General features: G+C 52.6%; 17 protein-coding genes. 16 read left to right on the top strand and 1 reads right to left on the bottom strand.

From position 1 onward, the window contains the following. Positions 1 to 6 precede the first annotated feature (6 nt). Genes dnaJ through JTE88_RS05005 form a run of 8 tightly spaced genes read left to right on the top strand, consistent with a single transcriptional unit; the run spans position 7 to position 7,118 of the window. On the top strand, positions 7 to 1,155 hold the full coding sequence (gene dnaJ, locus JTE88_RS05040) for a molecular chaperone DnaJ (protein ID WP_204423160.1): 1,149 nt from the start codon (positions 7 to 9) through the stop codon (positions 1,153 to 1,155). After that, on the top strand, positions 1,155 to 1,898 hold the full coding sequence (locus JTE88_RS05035; RefSeq protein WP_204423158.1) for a 16S rRNA (uracil(1498)-N(3))-methyltransferase: 744 nt from the start codon (positions 1,155 to 1,157) through the stop codon (positions 1,896 to 1,898). Before dnaJ ends, JTE88_RS05035 begins: the two co-directional genes overlap by 1 nt. A 10-nt stretch (positions 1,899 to 1,908) precedes the next feature. After that, entirely contained in the window at positions 1,909 to 2,874 is a 966-nt protein-coding gene (locus JTE88_RS05030; protein ID WP_204423156.1) for a PhoH family protein, read from the top strand. Beyond that, on the top strand, positions 2,867 to 3,379 hold the full coding sequence (gene ybeY / locus JTE88_RS05025) for an rRNA maturation RNase YbeY (protein ID WP_204423154.1): 513 nt from the start codon (positions 2,867 to 2,869) through the stop codon (positions 3,377 to 3,379). Before JTE88_RS05030 ends, ybeY begins: the two co-directional genes overlap by 8 nt. Before the next feature lie 6 nt (positions 3,380 to 3,385). Continuing rightward, positions 3,386 to 4,651 carry a hemolysin family protein gene (locus tag JTE88_RS05020; RefSeq protein WP_204423152.1) on the top strand — a complete coding sequence of 422 codons (1,266 nt, stop codon included), beginning with the start codon at positions 3,386 to 3,388 and terminating at the stop codon, positions 4,649 to 4,651. Next, on the top strand, positions 4,644 to 5,576 hold the full coding sequence (gene era / locus JTE88_RS05015; RefSeq protein ID WP_204423151.1) for a GTPase Era: 933 nt from the start codon (positions 4,644 to 4,646) through the stop codon (positions 5,574 to 5,576). Before JTE88_RS05020 ends, era begins: the two co-directional genes overlap by 8 nt. Before the next feature lie 6 nt (positions 5,577 to 5,582). Continuing rightward, the gene (recO, locus tag JTE88_RS05010) at positions 5,583 to 6,311 is read left to right on the top strand and encodes a DNA repair protein RecO (RefSeq protein WP_204423149.1); all 729 of its coding nucleotides are present in this window, start codon (positions 5,583 to 5,585) and stop codon (positions 6,309 to 6,311) included. A 6-nt stretch (positions 6,312 to 6,317) separates the two neighbouring features. Then, positions 6,318 to 7,118 (top strand): isoprenyl transferase, encoded by an 801-nt coding sequence (locus tag JTE88_RS05005; protein WP_204423147.1) that lies wholly within the window; start codon positions 6,318 to 6,320, stop codon positions 7,116 to 7,118. 78 nt (positions 7,119 to 7,196) lie between these two features. On the opposite strand, the gene JTE88_RS05000 is transcribed toward JTE88_RS05005, so the two are convergent. Further along, complete coding sequence (locus JTE88_RS05000) at positions 7,197 to 7,961, bottom strand: VIT1/CCC1 transporter family protein (RefSeq protein ID WP_204423145.1); 765 nt, start codon at positions 7,959 to 7,961, stop codon at positions 7,197 to 7,199. 198 nt (positions 7,962 to 8,159) lie between these two features. Here JTE88_RS05000 and JTE88_RS04995 point away from each other — a divergent pair, with 198 nt between their 5' ends. The 8 genes from JTE88_RS04995 (at position 8,160) to JTE88_RS04960 (ending at position 14,731) form a co-directional block, all read left to right on the top strand. Beyond that, the gene (locus tag JTE88_RS04995) at positions 8,160 to 8,738 is read left to right on the top strand and encodes a hypothetical protein (protein WP_204423144.1); all 579 of its coding nucleotides are present in this window, start codon (positions 8,160 to 8,162) and stop codon (positions 8,736 to 8,738) included. Continuing rightward, positions 8,731 to 9,450 carry an SseB family protein gene (locus tag JTE88_RS04990; protein ID WP_204423142.1) on the top strand — a complete coding sequence of 240 codons (720 nt, stop codon included), beginning with the start codon at positions 8,731 to 8,733 and terminating at the stop codon, positions 9,448 to 9,450. Before JTE88_RS04995 ends, JTE88_RS04990 begins: the two co-directional genes overlap by 8 nt. Positions 9,451 to 9,624: 174 nt before the next feature. Further along, positions 9,625 to 10,320: a translation initiation factor IF-3 gene (gene infC / locus JTE88_RS04985; RefSeq protein WP_204423141.1), complete on the top strand. Its 696-nt coding sequence runs from the start codon at positions 9,625 to 9,627 to the stop codon at positions 10,318 to 10,320. 92 nt (positions 10,321 to 10,412) lie between these two features. Then, a complete protein-coding gene (gene rpmI / locus JTE88_RS04980) occupies positions 10,413 to 10,607 on the top strand; it encodes a 50S ribosomal protein L35 (protein WP_013170184.1) in 195 nt (64 codons plus the stop codon). 27 nt (positions 10,608 to 10,634) lie between these two features. Beyond that, entirely contained in the window at positions 10,635 to 11,015 is a 381-nt protein-coding gene (rplT, locus tag JTE88_RS04975; RefSeq protein WP_204423139.1) for a 50S ribosomal protein L20, read from the top strand. 79 nt (positions 11,016 to 11,094) lie between these two features. After that, a complete protein-coding gene (locus JTE88_RS04970) occupies positions 11,095 to 11,943 on the top strand; it encodes a TrmH family RNA methyltransferase (RefSeq protein ID WP_204423137.1) in 849 nt (282 codons plus the stop codon). 173 nt (positions 11,944 to 12,116) lie between these two features. Continuing rightward, positions 12,117 to 13,688 carry an ABC transporter substrate-binding protein gene (locus JTE88_RS04965; RefSeq protein WP_204423135.1) on the top strand — a complete coding sequence of 524 codons (1,572 nt, stop codon included), beginning with the start codon at positions 12,117 to 12,119 and terminating at the stop codon, positions 13,686 to 13,688. 92 nt (positions 13,689 to 13,780) lie between these two features. Continuing rightward, positions 13,781 to 14,731 carry an ABC transporter permease gene (locus tag JTE88_RS04960; protein WP_204423133.1) on the top strand — a complete coding sequence of 317 codons (951 nt, stop codon included), beginning with the start codon at positions 13,781 to 13,783 and terminating at the stop codon, positions 14,729 to 14,731. The last annotated feature ends 2 nt before the right edge of the window (positions 14,732 to 14,733 follow it).

Here is a 14,733-nt window from a genome sequence, read left to right as displayed (position 1 = left end):
GATCACGTGGCTGATTATTACCAAACTCTTGGTGTAGACCGGAATGCAACCTCGGAAGAAATCAAGAAAGCTTACCGCAAGTTAGCGCGTAAGCTTCATCCTGACGTCGCCGGGCCAGAAGGCGCTGAGCAGTTCAAGGAAGTTTCAGAAGCCTACGATGTGCTCTCAAATAAGGAAAAGCGCCAAACGTATGACATGGGTGGCGCAGATGCTGTCAAGAACGGTGGCGCCGGATTCGGTGGCGCCGGATTCGGTGGCGGCGGTTTTGGGTTCGACGGCGGTTTCGGTGATATTTTCTCCAGCTTCTTTGGTGGCGGAGCGGCTGAACGTGGGCCAGCTTCACGGGTTCGCCGTGGGGCTGACTCCTTGGTTAGTCTCGATCTTGAACTCAAAGACGTCGTCTTTGGTGTGGAGAAGAAGATCGCGATCGATGCGCTTGTCGAATGTGGCACCTGCCATGGGCATATGAGCGCCCCTGGTACAGAACCGGTGACCTGTACACAGTGCCATGGCTCTGGTTCAGTTCAGCGGGTGACGAATTCGATTCTGGGCCAAATGGTCTCGGTTGTGGCCTGTAACCAATGCCAGGGCTATGGCACGATCATTACCTCTCCGTGCCCAGAATGTGCTGGTGAGGGACGTGTGCGTGCTAACCGTTCGGTGACCGTGAATATTCCAGCCGGCGTGGAAAACGGTATGCGGATTCGTATGCAGGGCCGCGGTGACGCTGGTCAGGCTGGCGGTCCAGCGGGTGACTTGTTCTTGGAAGTTTATGTTGCGGAAGATCCGTTGTTTGCTCGTGAGGGTGACAACTTAGTAGGCGCAATCGAGATTCCGATGACGTCGGCTGCTCTCGGTACCACGTTAGACGTGGAGACTTTCGACGGTCCGCACACTATTAAGATCGAGCCGGGCATGCAAGCTGGTGATGTTATCACCTTGCCAGGCTTGGGTGTGGGCCGGTTGCATCGCGGTACCCGTGGCGATTTGAAGCTTCAGATGGCGGTGGTAACCCCAACTGATCTCGACGACGAACAGCGTTCGTTGCTGGAGCAGCTTGCGGAGCTTCGTGGCGAGGAGCGTCACGCGAAGCCAGTCACGGCCGGCGCTTCAGTCTTTTCGAAGCTACGTGACAAGTTCACGGGGCGCGCCTGATGACCCGCCCGGTGTATGTTGATCCGGAACTCACCGACGTAACGCCCGGTGCGTTACTGCGGCTGAGCGGCGATGAAGCGCGCCACGCAGCCACTGTCCGTCGGACACGTGTTGGTGAGCAGATCGACGTCGTTAACGCACAAGGCTTGCGGGCGACGATCACCGTTTCGGACGTGTCGAAAACTGAGCTTGCCGGGACTGTCGACGCAGTTGTCCAAGATCAGCCGCACACCCCACGCATCACGCTGGTCCAAGCCTTAGCAAAAGGCGGGCGCGACGAACAAGCCGTCGAGACTGCTACCGAATACGGTGCAGATAGTTTTATCCCGTGGCAGGCCGAACGTTCGATTGTGTCATGGTCCGATGCAGCTAAGGCCCGCAAAGGTCAAAGCAAGTGGCAGGCTACGGCCAAGGCCGCGGCGAAACAATCACGCCGATCATGGGTTCCGCAGGTGGGCGATGTGGTCTCCAGTAAAACCCTAGCCCACCATATTTCCGATGTGGTTGCGGGCGGAGGCAAAGTCTTCGTCTGCCATGAATCGGCCACTGAGCCGCTCGTCGCATCCTTGCCTGCTGGAACTGATGAGATTGTGTTTATCGTCGGCCCAGAAGGCGGAATCACCGATAGTGAGCTTGCGATGTTTACTGACGCTGGCGCCCAGGTAGTTTTGTTAGGTGAACACGTGTTGCGTTCGGCAACTGCTGGCCCGTGGGCTATCGCCGTTATTCGCACAAACGCGTAGAATGGAAAAGATGACTACTTCCCATATAGTAACTGTTCCGGAGCGGATCCCGATGATTAACGTCCTTGGGCAACGTGACGATGTCTTGCGCGTGCTGGAAAAGGGTCTAGCCCCAGCACAGCTACACGTCCGTGGGCGCGAAATCCGGATTACTGGACCTCAGCCAACGATTGATGTGGCACGCGATCTGCTCAGTGAACTCATTTCAGTTGCCGCCACTGGGCAGCATTTGACCACCGATGCAGTCAAGCGGGCCCTGAAACTGACCGCCGAAGGTCTTCATCGCCCAACCGATGTGCTCACCACAGATATCCTGACCGCACGCGGGAAAACCATTCGCCCGAAAACCCTCGGACAGAAAGAGTACGTGGATGCCATTGATGAAAATACTATCGTTTTTGGTATTGGCCCAGCCGGTACTGGAAAAACGTATTTGGCGATGGCGAAGGCCGTGGTTGCGTTGCAAACCAATCAAGTCAAGCGCATTATCATGACCCGTCCGGTAGTTGAAGCAGGCGAGTCACTCGGATATCTACCTGGCTCTCTCAACGACAAAATCGATCCGTATATGCGTCCGCTCTACGATGCGCTCTATGACATGATCGATCCCGAAGCAATCCCGAAGCTCCTGGCAGCTGGCACGATCGAGGTTGCGCCACTGGCCTACATGCGTGGACGAACCCTCAACGATGCGTTCGTGATCTTAGACGAAGCGCAAAACACCACCCCGGAGCAGATGAAAATGTTCCTCACCCGGTTAGGTTTCAATTCCAAGATTGTGGTCACCGGAGATCTCACTCAGGTCGATTTGCCACGCAACGCGAAATCCGGATTGGGAATCGTCCGCCGGATTTTGCGCAACGTTGACCACATCAAATTCAGTGAGCTCGGCGCAGCTGACGTGGTTCGCCATCGTCTGGTATCCGATATTATTGACGCCTATGCTCGTTACGCAGGGGAGGACACCCATGATTGAGGTTAATGATGAATCTGGTTTTCATCCAGCGCCAGTGCTCGACGAAGTCTCCGAGCTCGCAACCTGGGTTCTTGACGATTTGCGGGTGCACCCACAAGCAGATTTATCCATCGTGATGCTTGACGAAGAAGCGATGGCTGCCTTGCATGTGGAATGGATGGATCTCGAAGGTCCAACCGATGTGATGTCGTTCCCGATGGACGAATTACGTCCAACTCCGTTGGGCGAAGAACCACGCCCAGGCATGCTTGGTGATATCGCGATTTGTCCGCAGGTTGCTGCCCGGCAAGCCTTGGCGGCGGGCCACAATACAATGGAAGAGATCTTGTTGCTCACCACGCACGGAATCCTACATCTTCTTGGCTATGATCATGCCGAGGAAGATGAAAAGAAAGAAATGTTTGAACTCCAACGTCGTTTGTTGTTAACCTTCTTGGCACGTCGCCCGCGCGACCCAAGCGATCCGCGGGCATCAATTGATGACATTGCCCCGACTGTGGAGTGAAGTTAGGTGTCTGAAATATACTCGGTTCCGATACCGATCGTACTGACGATTGCTGCGACCTGTGCGCTGTTAGCTGCCGGGGGCGCGCTCATGCTCTCGGCGCTTTCACGCATTACTCACGCCCAGGTTTCTGAGGCAGAGCAAGAGGGCCAGTCGGTGAAGTTCGTATCCTACATCGTCTCCAACCGGCTTGCTGCGATCACCGCAGTGACTGCCGTGCGTTCTGGAATCCTGGTGCTCCTTGGCGCTACCTTGATGGTGCTGGTTGGATTGGTAGTCCACAACCTGGTCTTGGACCTGGTAGGTGTGGTGGTCGCTATGATTACCACGCTCGGCGTAACGAACATGTTGATTCCACCAACCTTAGGATTTAAATATCCAGTGCGTACGGTACGTTTCGGTGGCCGGCTATTGTGGCTTTTGACCAAACTCGGTACTGCTTTTGTTTCTCGCCGAGACTCGGATGAAGAAACGAAAGATAACGACGACGATCAACGTAACTATATGGTCGAGCGCGTCTCAGAATCGGAGGCGCTAGAAGACGAAGAGCGCGAGATCGTGCGCTCGGTGTTCGAGCTTTCTGATACGTTGGTGCGTGAGGTGATGGTTCCGCGTCCAGACATGATCACAATCAACGTCGACGAAACCTTAGAACATGCGGTTTCGCTATTCAATCGCTCCGGGTTCTCCCGCGTTCCAGTGATTTCTGAAGATTCGGACGACGTTGTTGGCATTTTGTACCTCAAAGACGTTGTTCGCAAGATTCACCGCAAAATGAACCACGATGATTTGCTCGTCAGTGACGTAATGCGTGAACCGGTGTTCGTTCCCGAAACGACGATGGCAGATGACGTCTTTCGCGGAATGCGCGCCGATGCGAAGCATATGGCTCTCGCCGTTGATGAATATGGCGGTATTGCTGGCCTAGTCACGATTGAAGATATCTTGGAAGAGATCGTTGGTGACATGGTCGACGAACACGACCACGCCGAACCAGAAGTTGAAGAGATTTCCCCAGGCGTATTCCGGGTACCTGCTAGACTTCCAGCAGATGAGCTCGGTGAACTGTTCGGTATCCGGATCGATGATGACGACGTCGAAACTGCGGGCGGTTTACTCACTAAAGCGCTTGGACGAATTCCGATTATCGGATCGCAAGCCGAAGCATATGGCGTGCTCATGTGCGCCGATCGCTTCGAAGGTCGACGCAAGCGCCTACAAACACTTATTGCTAATCGGGTCGAACCAGAAGAGGATAAAACAGATGAGTGATTCTATGATTCATGACTGGCCGGAGGATTTCCGAGCTGGTTTTATCTCCATCGTTGGTCGGCCAAATGCCGGTAAGTCAACGTTAACTAATGCCTTGGTGGGACAAAAGATCGTCATTACTGCCAACCAGCCCGAAACCACTCGGCGTATCGTGCGAGGTATTGTCCATCGGGACGCTGGCCAGCTGGTGTTGGTTGATACGCCCGGATTACATCGGCCACGAACTCTGCTCGGTGAACGATTGAACGATATGGTTCGCGATTCGCTTGAAGGAGTAGACGGAGCCCTCATGTGTTTGCCGGCTGATGAAAAAATTGGGCCCGGTGACAAATTCTTATTGCGTGAACTCGCCGAAGCACATGTCCCGATTTTTGCTGCAGTGACCAAAGTAGACAAAATTACGCGCGACGCCCTCGCAAACAAACTTATTGAGGTTAGCCAGCTACATGATTTCGTCGAAATCATCCCTGTCAGTGCAGTAGCCGGTGAACAAGTAGAATTACTCGCCGATGTGCTTTTAGGTCACATGCCGATATCTCCGCCGCTGTATCCGGTTGATACGGTTACTGACGAATCAGATGAGGCAATGATCGCCGAGTTCATTCGTGAAGCAGCGTTAACCGACGTGCGCGAAGAACTACCGCACTCGATCGCCGTCGTCGTCGAAGAAATGATCGAACGCGAAGCGCAACCCGGGTCGAAGAAACAGCCCTTGCTCGACATTCACGCCCAAATCTACGTCGAACGACCATCGCAAAAAGGTATTATCATCGGCCATGGCGGTCAGCGGTTACGCAAAGTGGGCCAAGAGGCGCGGAAAAATATTGAGAGGCTCCTTGGGCGCAAGATCTTCCTTGATCTGCACGTTAAAGTTGCTAAAGACTGGCAGCGCGATCCCAAACAGCTTGGTCGTCTAGGATTCTAGAGCGCCGTGAAAACTTATCGTGATGACGCACTCGTGTTGCGCACGCATGATATTGGCGAAGCAGATCGGATTATCACCATGCTTTCGCGCAACCACGGAAAAGTACGTGCTGTTGCGAAAGGCGTGCGTAAGACTGCGTCGCGTTTCGGTGCGCGGGTAGAACCGTTTTCGCACGTCGATATTCAGATTTATCGCGGTAAAACCCTCGATACGATCTCCCAAGTCGATACTTTGGCGCAGTATGGGCGCACAATTGGCAGAGATTACGACGCGTATACCGCAGCCAGCGCGATTGTCGAATTCGCGGATCTGCTTAACGACGATGAAGCCACCGATATTCAGCTTTTCACGCTACTACACGGCGCATTGCATGCAATCGCGAGCAAAATGCATCCGCCACAGTTGGTCGTGTATTCCTATATTCTGCGATCGATGCTGGTGGCTGGCTGGGGTTTTGCGATCGACGAATGTGCGTCGTGTGGTGTGAGTGGGCCGCATTCTGCACTCAATATTGCTGCCGGCGGTGCCGTATGTGATGATTGCCGTCCGGTAGGATCAGCGACGCCATCAGTGGAAGCTTGGCAATTACTGCTGGCTCTGATGAGCGGGGATTGGGTGAGCGCGAATCGTTCGACACCTTCAGCTCAAAAAGCTGTTGGCGCAATTGTTACTGCATACGCCCAATGGCATATAGAGAAAAATATCAAGTCACTACGCCTACTTCACGTAAGCTGAGGAACTATGGAACGAATCTATCCCCGTGAGCATGAACCGATAGCTCCACCAGTTGGAAGAAAAGCTCCGCCGGTCATTGATCGACGTGCTATTCCGCGCCATATCGCTATTGTGATGGACGGCAATGGTCGATGGGCAAATGAACGTAACCTCCCGCGAACTGAGGGACATAAAGCCGGTGAGTTGGCACTTATGGATGTACTGGCAGGAGCGATTGAGATTGGCGTTGAGGTTGTTTCCGTCTATGCGTTCTCGACGGAGAATTGGCGCAGGTCACCGGCAGAAGTCACATTCTTGATGAATTATTCGCGCGATGTTATTCATCGTCGTCGGCATGAACTCGACGACTGGGGTGTGAAAATCGTGTGGTCGGGGCGTCAACCGCGATTGTGGTCCTCAGTTATTCGTGAACTCCAAGAAGCCCAGCGACTGACCAGCTACAACTCGACGTTGACGCTGAATTTCTGCTGTAACTATGGTGGTCGAGCAGAGATCGCTGACGCGGTTGCCGATATCGCGCAACGCGTAGCTGATGGTGAACTCAAACCGCGCAAGATCACCGAAGAAACCATTGCGCAAGCACTCTATAAACCGGAGCTTCCCGACGTCGATTTGTTCATCCGATCCGGGGGAGAGCAACGTATTTCGAATTTCATGCTTTGGCAGTCGTCGTATGCGGAAATGATGTTCGTTGACGAAGCCTGGCCAGAATTCGACCGCACTACTCTGTGGCGGTGCATCAGCGACTATGCCTCGCGTAACCGGCGCTTTGGTGGAGCAATAGATAACGTGACTGGAGCGAACTAGAAAGTGGCTGGATCCCATAAGTGGATCCAGCCACCATGTACGTCCAAGGCAACATGTGCAGGCTGTGCTATGCGCGTCCTATACGTTCGCAACAAGTAATCCAATGCCGTAAGTACCCCACATTGCGAGATTGCCCCATACAACATTGCGAATAGTGGCAGGCAGAATCGGTGCATCACCAAGCCAGGCTGACACCGAACCGGTGATAGCTAGTGCAAAGCTTACTGAAGCGACTGTAAGCGGAACGGCGATCGAAATTGGAGAGAGAATCATTACCAAAAATGGAATGATCGCACCGAGGATAAATGAAATCATTGATGCCCACGTGGCATGCCATGGGTTTGTTAACTCATCGGCGTCGATCCCATGCTCATATTGTGCTAGGGCGTGAATTGGATCTTTCTTCGTGAGTTCAGCCGACATCTGCCACGCCAACGGCTTGGAAATTCCTCGACCTGCAATCAAACTAGCGAGGCGTTGCTGAGCAGCGTACGGGTCGCGTCGGAAAAAAGAGCGCTGACGTGCCACTGCAGCCTGTTCCGTGTCGCGCTGTGTAGAAACAGACACGTATTCGCCCGCTGCCATTGACAAGGCGCCTGCTACCATTCCTGCCAGACCGGCAGCGAACAGTGCATGGCTATCTACTGCTGCACCAGAAACACCCATGACGATACCGGCGGTTGAAACAATACCGTCGTTGGCTCCAAGAACACCAGCGCGTAGCCAGTTTAAGCGCGAACCGAACATTGAATCATCTTCGGTAGAAGCAGTGAAATCAAGATGTTCGGGAGCATGCAACTTAATTTCGCAATCGCATTCGGAAGAAGCATAGGTAAGAGTCATCTTGCTCTCCATTCTCTCTTGATCAGTGTTATCACCAGTTTAGATGTTTGTTTTTCGTTGTGATAGCAAGGTTAGGCAAGCCTTGGGACGGTGGTCCTAAGTTTTTGATACCTGCGTTGTGGCAGTCTAGACTGTTAACTTGATGAAGGTGGGAGGGTTCTCCCCGCAAGCGATATAACATCGGAAGGCTGGTCAGCTGTGAATTCTGCTCGGCGATACCTCGTTTTAACTCCGTTCAACCACACCAAGATGATCGCAGCTGTGTCGAAATTACGCGGAATTGAGGCAGTTGCTGTTAGCACCAGCTCAGGCGTGGCACTTGTGCGTGAACTTCCGGTGCCAGAATTTGCCGACTGGGATATCTCCGAGCTGCTGGGGTCAAGTCCTGCACCCGAGATAGATACTCTCGATGGCTCAGGGGATACCCCAGAATCTGAACCGACTGAACTGTCGGATAGCCCTGAACTGGTAGCATCGCTCTTTTCTGAGCTTTCTCCCTACGGCGTTGTTTTAATTACTGCGGATTTGGGTGACGACATCGGAACTGAAAGTGGTACGTCTGGTATGGTCAACGCAGTTCGGTTCTTGAATGGGCGGCGAGGCGAAGATATTCCTGCAGGTTTATTGCTCAACAGTCTCGATCCGATTATCGAAGCTTTGATATTAGGTGAAGAAAAGGCTGCCGATCTGCCTGGTGCGATCACTGAGATGACGTTAGCCGAAGTTGAAGCTGTTATGGCCAGCTTGAGTGCGGATGGGGGAGAAGCGGATGCCTGATATTGCTGCGCTACTGACCCCGAACCCGTTTGCTGGTGATGACGGATCCTTGCCACGGGCGTTGAAGCTCGCTTTTGAGCAACCGACGGCACATCGGGTCGAGGCTATCGTCAGTGTGCTTGATCGGGTCTTAGTACCAGTTATACCGCATGCCCACCCCGGACGAGATGAGCATGGGAAAATCAACGACCATCAGACGGCTGCGCTTGACCTGCAAGACGAAAAGACGATGCTTGAATGCCAGGTGATTGCCGACAATCGTAAAGCTGTTGCAGTGTTTTCCGCAGTCGATGCTCTGCTTTCTTGGAATCCCGAAGCGAGGCCAGTACCAGCGGGCATTGAATCGGTTGCATTAGCAACATTGAAACACCACGGCGGGCAGCTTGTTCTCGATCCAGGTAGTGATAGCGAAACATGGATTGGCCGTAGCGCGGTCATCTCACTGGCAACTGGTGGGAAATGGTTAGCTCCCTGGGCTGATGATAAAATCTCTCAAAAGCTAGCGGAGCTTGGTCAACACGTAGCGGGTGCCGATGCCATCGAGATTATCCCGGGTATGAATGGGCGGTCAGTGATAGAAATTTATCTGCCGGCGCACACAGCGGTAGAACGAGTTATGGTGGCAGCCCAAGAAGTCGGGCGCGCACTTGAACTCGATCCGTACCTCAAAGCGCGTCTAGACTTTGTCGAAATTCGTCCACGCCAAGCGTGAAAGTGTGCAAGCTCACCGCTGGGGAATGACTTTGCGGGCGTCTCCATGAGGTGCATGAAGTGGAGAGCTGGTACAGTTAGGCAGTGACCGACCGGCATAAGCCGGAACGCAAGCGGAGAAATTCCCACCTGGGTCCCTAAGGGATCGGGTTATGAGAATACGGCTTAGTACCGTATGCCCTCTGGACTCCGTGCGCGTCGCACGTCGAAGTTAGTTAGAGGAGCAATTATCAACGAGCCAAGGATCAACGATCGAATCAACGTGGCCGAAGTACGTCTCGTGGGCCCAGCCGGTGAACAGGTTGGCGTAGTACGTGTAGAGGATGCACTGCGACTCGCTCAAGAAGCGAACCTCGATCTTGTTGAAGTGGCACCAAACGCGAACCCGCCAGTAGCCAAACTCATGGACTATGGCAAGTTCAAGTATGAGGCCGCCCAGAAGGCACGCGAGTCACGTCGTAACCAGAGCAATACCCAGCTCAAGGAAATGCGACTCAGCCTCAAGATTGATCATCACGACTATGAAACCAAGTTGAAGCGGATTATCAAATTCCTCAACGGTGGAGATAAAGTCAAGATCCAGCTACGGTTCCGCGGCCGTGAGCAGTCACGTCCAGAACTTGGGATCAAGCTGATGGAGCGATTGGCAGCCGACACCACAGAAGATGCTGTAGTGGAATCTGCGCCTCGCGTTGATGGACGTTCGATGGTGATGGTGCTTGCACCGACTCGTCGAAAGTCCGAAGCAAAGTCAGATCAGCGTCGTCGTCGCGAAGCCGACCGGGAAAACCGTCGCGCTGAAGAAGTACGTCGAACGCAGAAAAACGCCGAACGAGTTGCTTCATTGCTTGAGTCTTCCGACGAAAAATAACTTAACGTAAGACAAGCTGACACGAACCGCTTTTGGTCATGCCGAAAGCTAGAACAGAACGCTGTTTAACGACAGCATTGAGGGAAAATAAAATGCCAAAAATGAAGACGCACTCCGGTGCAAAGAAGCGTTTCCGCAAGACGGGATCTGGCAAGCTTATGCGTGAGCAGGCTGGCAAGCGCCACCTTCTCGAGCACAAGTCCTCCCGCCGTACCCGCCGCCTGTCCTCGGATCAGCCGGTGGCACGGGCAGACGTCAAGCAGGTCAAGTCATTGCTCGGCATCTGAGCCAGCTCGCACTAAAGGAGATATAACATGGCACGCGTAAAGAACGCTGTTAATTCCAAGAAGAAGCGCCGTACAGTCCTTGAGCGCGCATCTGGCTACCGTGGCCAGCGCTCCCGCCTGTACCGTAAGGCAAAAGAGCAGGTTACGCACTCGTTCGTCTACAACTACCGCGACCGCAAGGTCCGCAAGAACGAGTTTCGTAAGCTATGGATCGCTCGTATTAACGCCGGTGCTCGCGCAAACGGTATGACCTACAACCGTTTCATGCAGGGCCTCAAGCTCGCTGGTATCGAACTTGATCGTCGTATGCTTGCTGAGATGGCAGTGAACGATCCTGCAGCTTTCGCAGCTGTTGTTGAATCGGCACGCAAGGCTCTTCCAGCTGACGTTAACGCCCCGGTCGCATGAACTAACGCGTTATAAAACTTACTACGCCCCCAGTCTTTAGTAGAGTGGGGGCGTAGTATTTTATGTACAAGGAGAATCGATGCCGCGCACACCAATGATGACCTATTCTGGCCAGTTAAAAAAGGTGACTGGATTATACCGTCGCAAGGCTCGCCATCAATATGGTCAAGCGATCGTTGAAGGACCACAGGGCGTACGTGAAGCATTGGTGTTTATGCGCTCAAATGTGCGCGATGTGTATGTCACTGAAGAAGCTTTGGGACGGCATCCAGATATTGACAGCCTATTACAAGAGTCCGATCCGTATACCCACGTATTGCCGGCAGACTTAGCTCAGCAAGTCGCTCCCAATGCTCAAGGTTTGTTCGTGGTAATCTCCGTGCCCGATGAAGAAAATCTTGACGAGATCATGGCACAGGCCTCTTTGCTCGTTTGTGCGATTGAAACGGTAGATCCGGGAAACTTAGGTACGATCATCCGTTCAGCAGATGCCTCAGCTGCCGATGCGGTTATTCTGGGCACTGGATCCGTCGATGCAACAAATCCAAAAGTATTGCGTGCTACTGCTGGATCGTATTTCCATCTTCCGATCATTGAAGATGAGGATGTAGAACGGGTTGTTAACGGTGCTCATCATGCGGGTTTCCAAGTACTTATAGCTGATGGAAATGGAGAGTATGACCTAGGGGAGTTGTCGGATGCCGCCTTCCTCGCCGGGCGTGACGCTCGCCCGTTGGAGACGATCGATTTACGTCGTCCGACTATGTGGCTTGTGGGTAACGAAGCGCATGGTTTCACTGCCAAACAATATAACTGGGCTGATGCGCTCGTACGCATACCGATGTGGGGGGCTTCGGAGTCTCTTAATGTCGCTATGGCAACTTCTCTGTGCTTGTATTCGTCAGCTAGAGCTCAGCGCAGAGCCTAATGCGTTTGATGTTTTCAGTAAAGTTTTCTCGATATCAAACTGTTATAAGATCGTTACCTAAAAGGTGTGTTCATGCGTTGCAACCAAAGGGTAGAGGATCTAGTATGAATTTGTCGGACAACATACGAGCGAAATAGATATATCGTTCATATGCTCAATGGAGAGGAAAGTCTATGTCTGTAAAGAAGACTCGAATCGTTGCAACCCTCGCAGCGACTGCCTTGGCACTGAGTGCTTGTGGTGGATCAACTGAAGAAAAGAAGACTGACGATGCGATGACCGGTTCTGAAGGTCCATCTGGTGTTCTCAACGCTGGTGTTGCATACGAAACAACTAACTGGAGCCCAATCCACGCCGGTTCTGCTCTTGCAAACGGTGTCAACTGGCACATACTCGAAGGCCTATACGATTACAACATGGCAGACTATTCCACCCACCCAGCTCTTGCTGAGGGTGAGCCTAAGGAAGTCGGTGAACTGACCTACGAAATCACACTTCGTAAGGATGCTAAGTTCTCAGACGGCACCCCAGTTAAGGCTGAGGATGTTGTGAAGTCATTTGAACGTAACTCCAATGAAGGTGGTCTCTACACTCCATTCTTCAAGGCAATCAAGGCCGTCAGTGCAAAGGATGATTCCACAGTCACTGTAGAACTCAACTACCCATTTGCTAAGCTCCAGGAGCGTATGGCTTTGGTGAAGGTTGTTCCTGCAGGAATGAGCGACGACGAACTCAAGACCATGCCGATCGGTACCGGTCCATACAAGTTCGAATCCGCTCCTAAGGAAGGCACCCCAATCACCGCAGTAGTCAACGAGCACTACAACGGCAAGAACCCAGCAAAGCTTGAGAAGATTGTCTGGAATCCGCAAAAGGATGATAGTCAGCGTCTCGCAGCTGCCCTCGGTGGCACCATCGACGTCATGGAAGCAGTTCCAGCTGCCACCATCGAAGAGCTCAAGGGTGCAGGTTGGGAAGTCAAGGAAGTCGAGGGTTACAACAACCCGTTCTTGATGTTCAACACCACCAAGGCCCCGTTCGATAAGCCAGAAGTTCGCCGTGCTTTGATTAAGGCTGTCGATGGTCAGCGTTTGATTGATTCCGCACTATCGGGCAAGGCGAAGAAGGCAAAGTCCTTCCTTCCAGAAGTTAACCCAGACTTCAAGGAGCCAACCACGAACATGGATTACTCCATGGATGATGCAAAGAAGCTCCTTGCAGATGCTGGCGTAACTGATCTCAACATGACCCTCCTCACCACAGATCACCCATGGGTTGCAAATCTTGCACCACAGATCAAGGAAGATTGGGAGAAGCTTGGTCTCACTGTCAACATCGAGTCCAAGGCTTCAGCAGCTCTCTACGCAGACAACGCTGACGTTGAAAGTCCAACTTACGATGTGATTTTGGCTCCTGGTGATCCATCGGTCTTCGGTAACGACCCAGCCATCTTCTTCTCCTGGTGGTACGGCGATAACGCTTGGATGCACAAGCGTTCCAACTTCGCTAACTCGAATCCAGAGATTTACGCACAGATCCAGCAGTTGATCAACGAAGCCGATTCACTCTCTGGTGCTGACGCCAAGGCCAAGTGGGGCGAATTGCAGGATATCGTTGCTGAGCAGGCTCCAATCTTCCCACTCTTCCACCGTGAGATGATTACTGCTTACAACCCAGCAACCGTTGATGGCGTTGACGCTATCGCTACAACGGGTCTGTACCTCTTGAGTGCAACCCACAAGTAATTCAGACATCTGAATAAAGCCAATGAGGGGCGGATGCGTTGAGCCGCATCTGCCCCTCAAACGGTTGAGAATAGTCGTAAGGAAAAGATGGAATGAATAATCTACTGAGACTAATTGGACGCCGCCTTGTCGCGCTCCCAGTGATGGTGCTGGGCGTGACGGTGCTCGTCTTCCTTATCATGGCGTTATCGCCAATCGATCCGGCCTATGCAACACTTGGTGAAAATGCAACGCTTCCTGAGCTTGAAGCATTTCGTGAACAGCAAGGCCTGAACGAACCACTTCTTGTCCGTCTCGGACTCTATATTGTTAATCTTGTGCAAGGTGATCTTGGTGTTTACGGTGTTGGTGTTTCGAATACCGTTTCCTCTCTAATCGGTCAAGCCCTTCCAGTCACTCTCCAATTGACCTTCTTTGGCCTTATTTTGGCCGTTTTAGTTTCTTTCCCACTCGGCGTTCTCGCAGCTATTTACCGTGACCGTTGGCCAGATCAGGTTATTCGCGTCCTATCGGTAATAAGCATCGGTACTCCATCCTTCTGGCTAGCCGTTCTTCTTGTTCTTGCATTTATCGGCAAGCTGCCAGTCTCTGGAGCTCTACCTGGAATCTTTGATGATTTTGGGGGCTGGTTCCTGCGCATGCTTCTCCCAGCAGTTGCTCTCGCTATTCCTGTCATTGGTCAAATGACTCGCGTGGTTCGAACCTCGATGGTTGAAGAATTAGATCGTGACTACGTTCGTACTGCACTGGGTGCAGGTATTCCAAAGCACATCGTCATCGGGCGCAACGTCCTGCGCAACGCACTCATTACTCCAGTCACCGTGCTCGGTCTTCGAGTCGGCTACCTGATGGGTGGTGCAGTCGTTATTGAAATTATCTTCGCGATTAATGGCATGGGTCAGGTTCTTATCAAGGGCATCCAGAACAATTGGGTGAACTTGGTACAAGGTGGCGCACTGGTTGTTGCTATTGCGTTCATCATCGTCAACATCATCGTTGACATGCTCTACTTGCTGATTAATCCTCGTATTAGGTCGGTGTGATC

Source organism: Arcanobacterium phocisimile (assembly GCF_016904675.1).
GTDB classification, from domain to species: Bacteria; Actinomycetota; Actinomycetes; order Actinomycetales; family Actinomycetaceae; genus Arcanobacterium; species Arcanobacterium phocisimile.
Note: the sequence above shows the minus strand (reverse complement) of the source record. Positions and strands in the feature narration are given on the sequence as shown.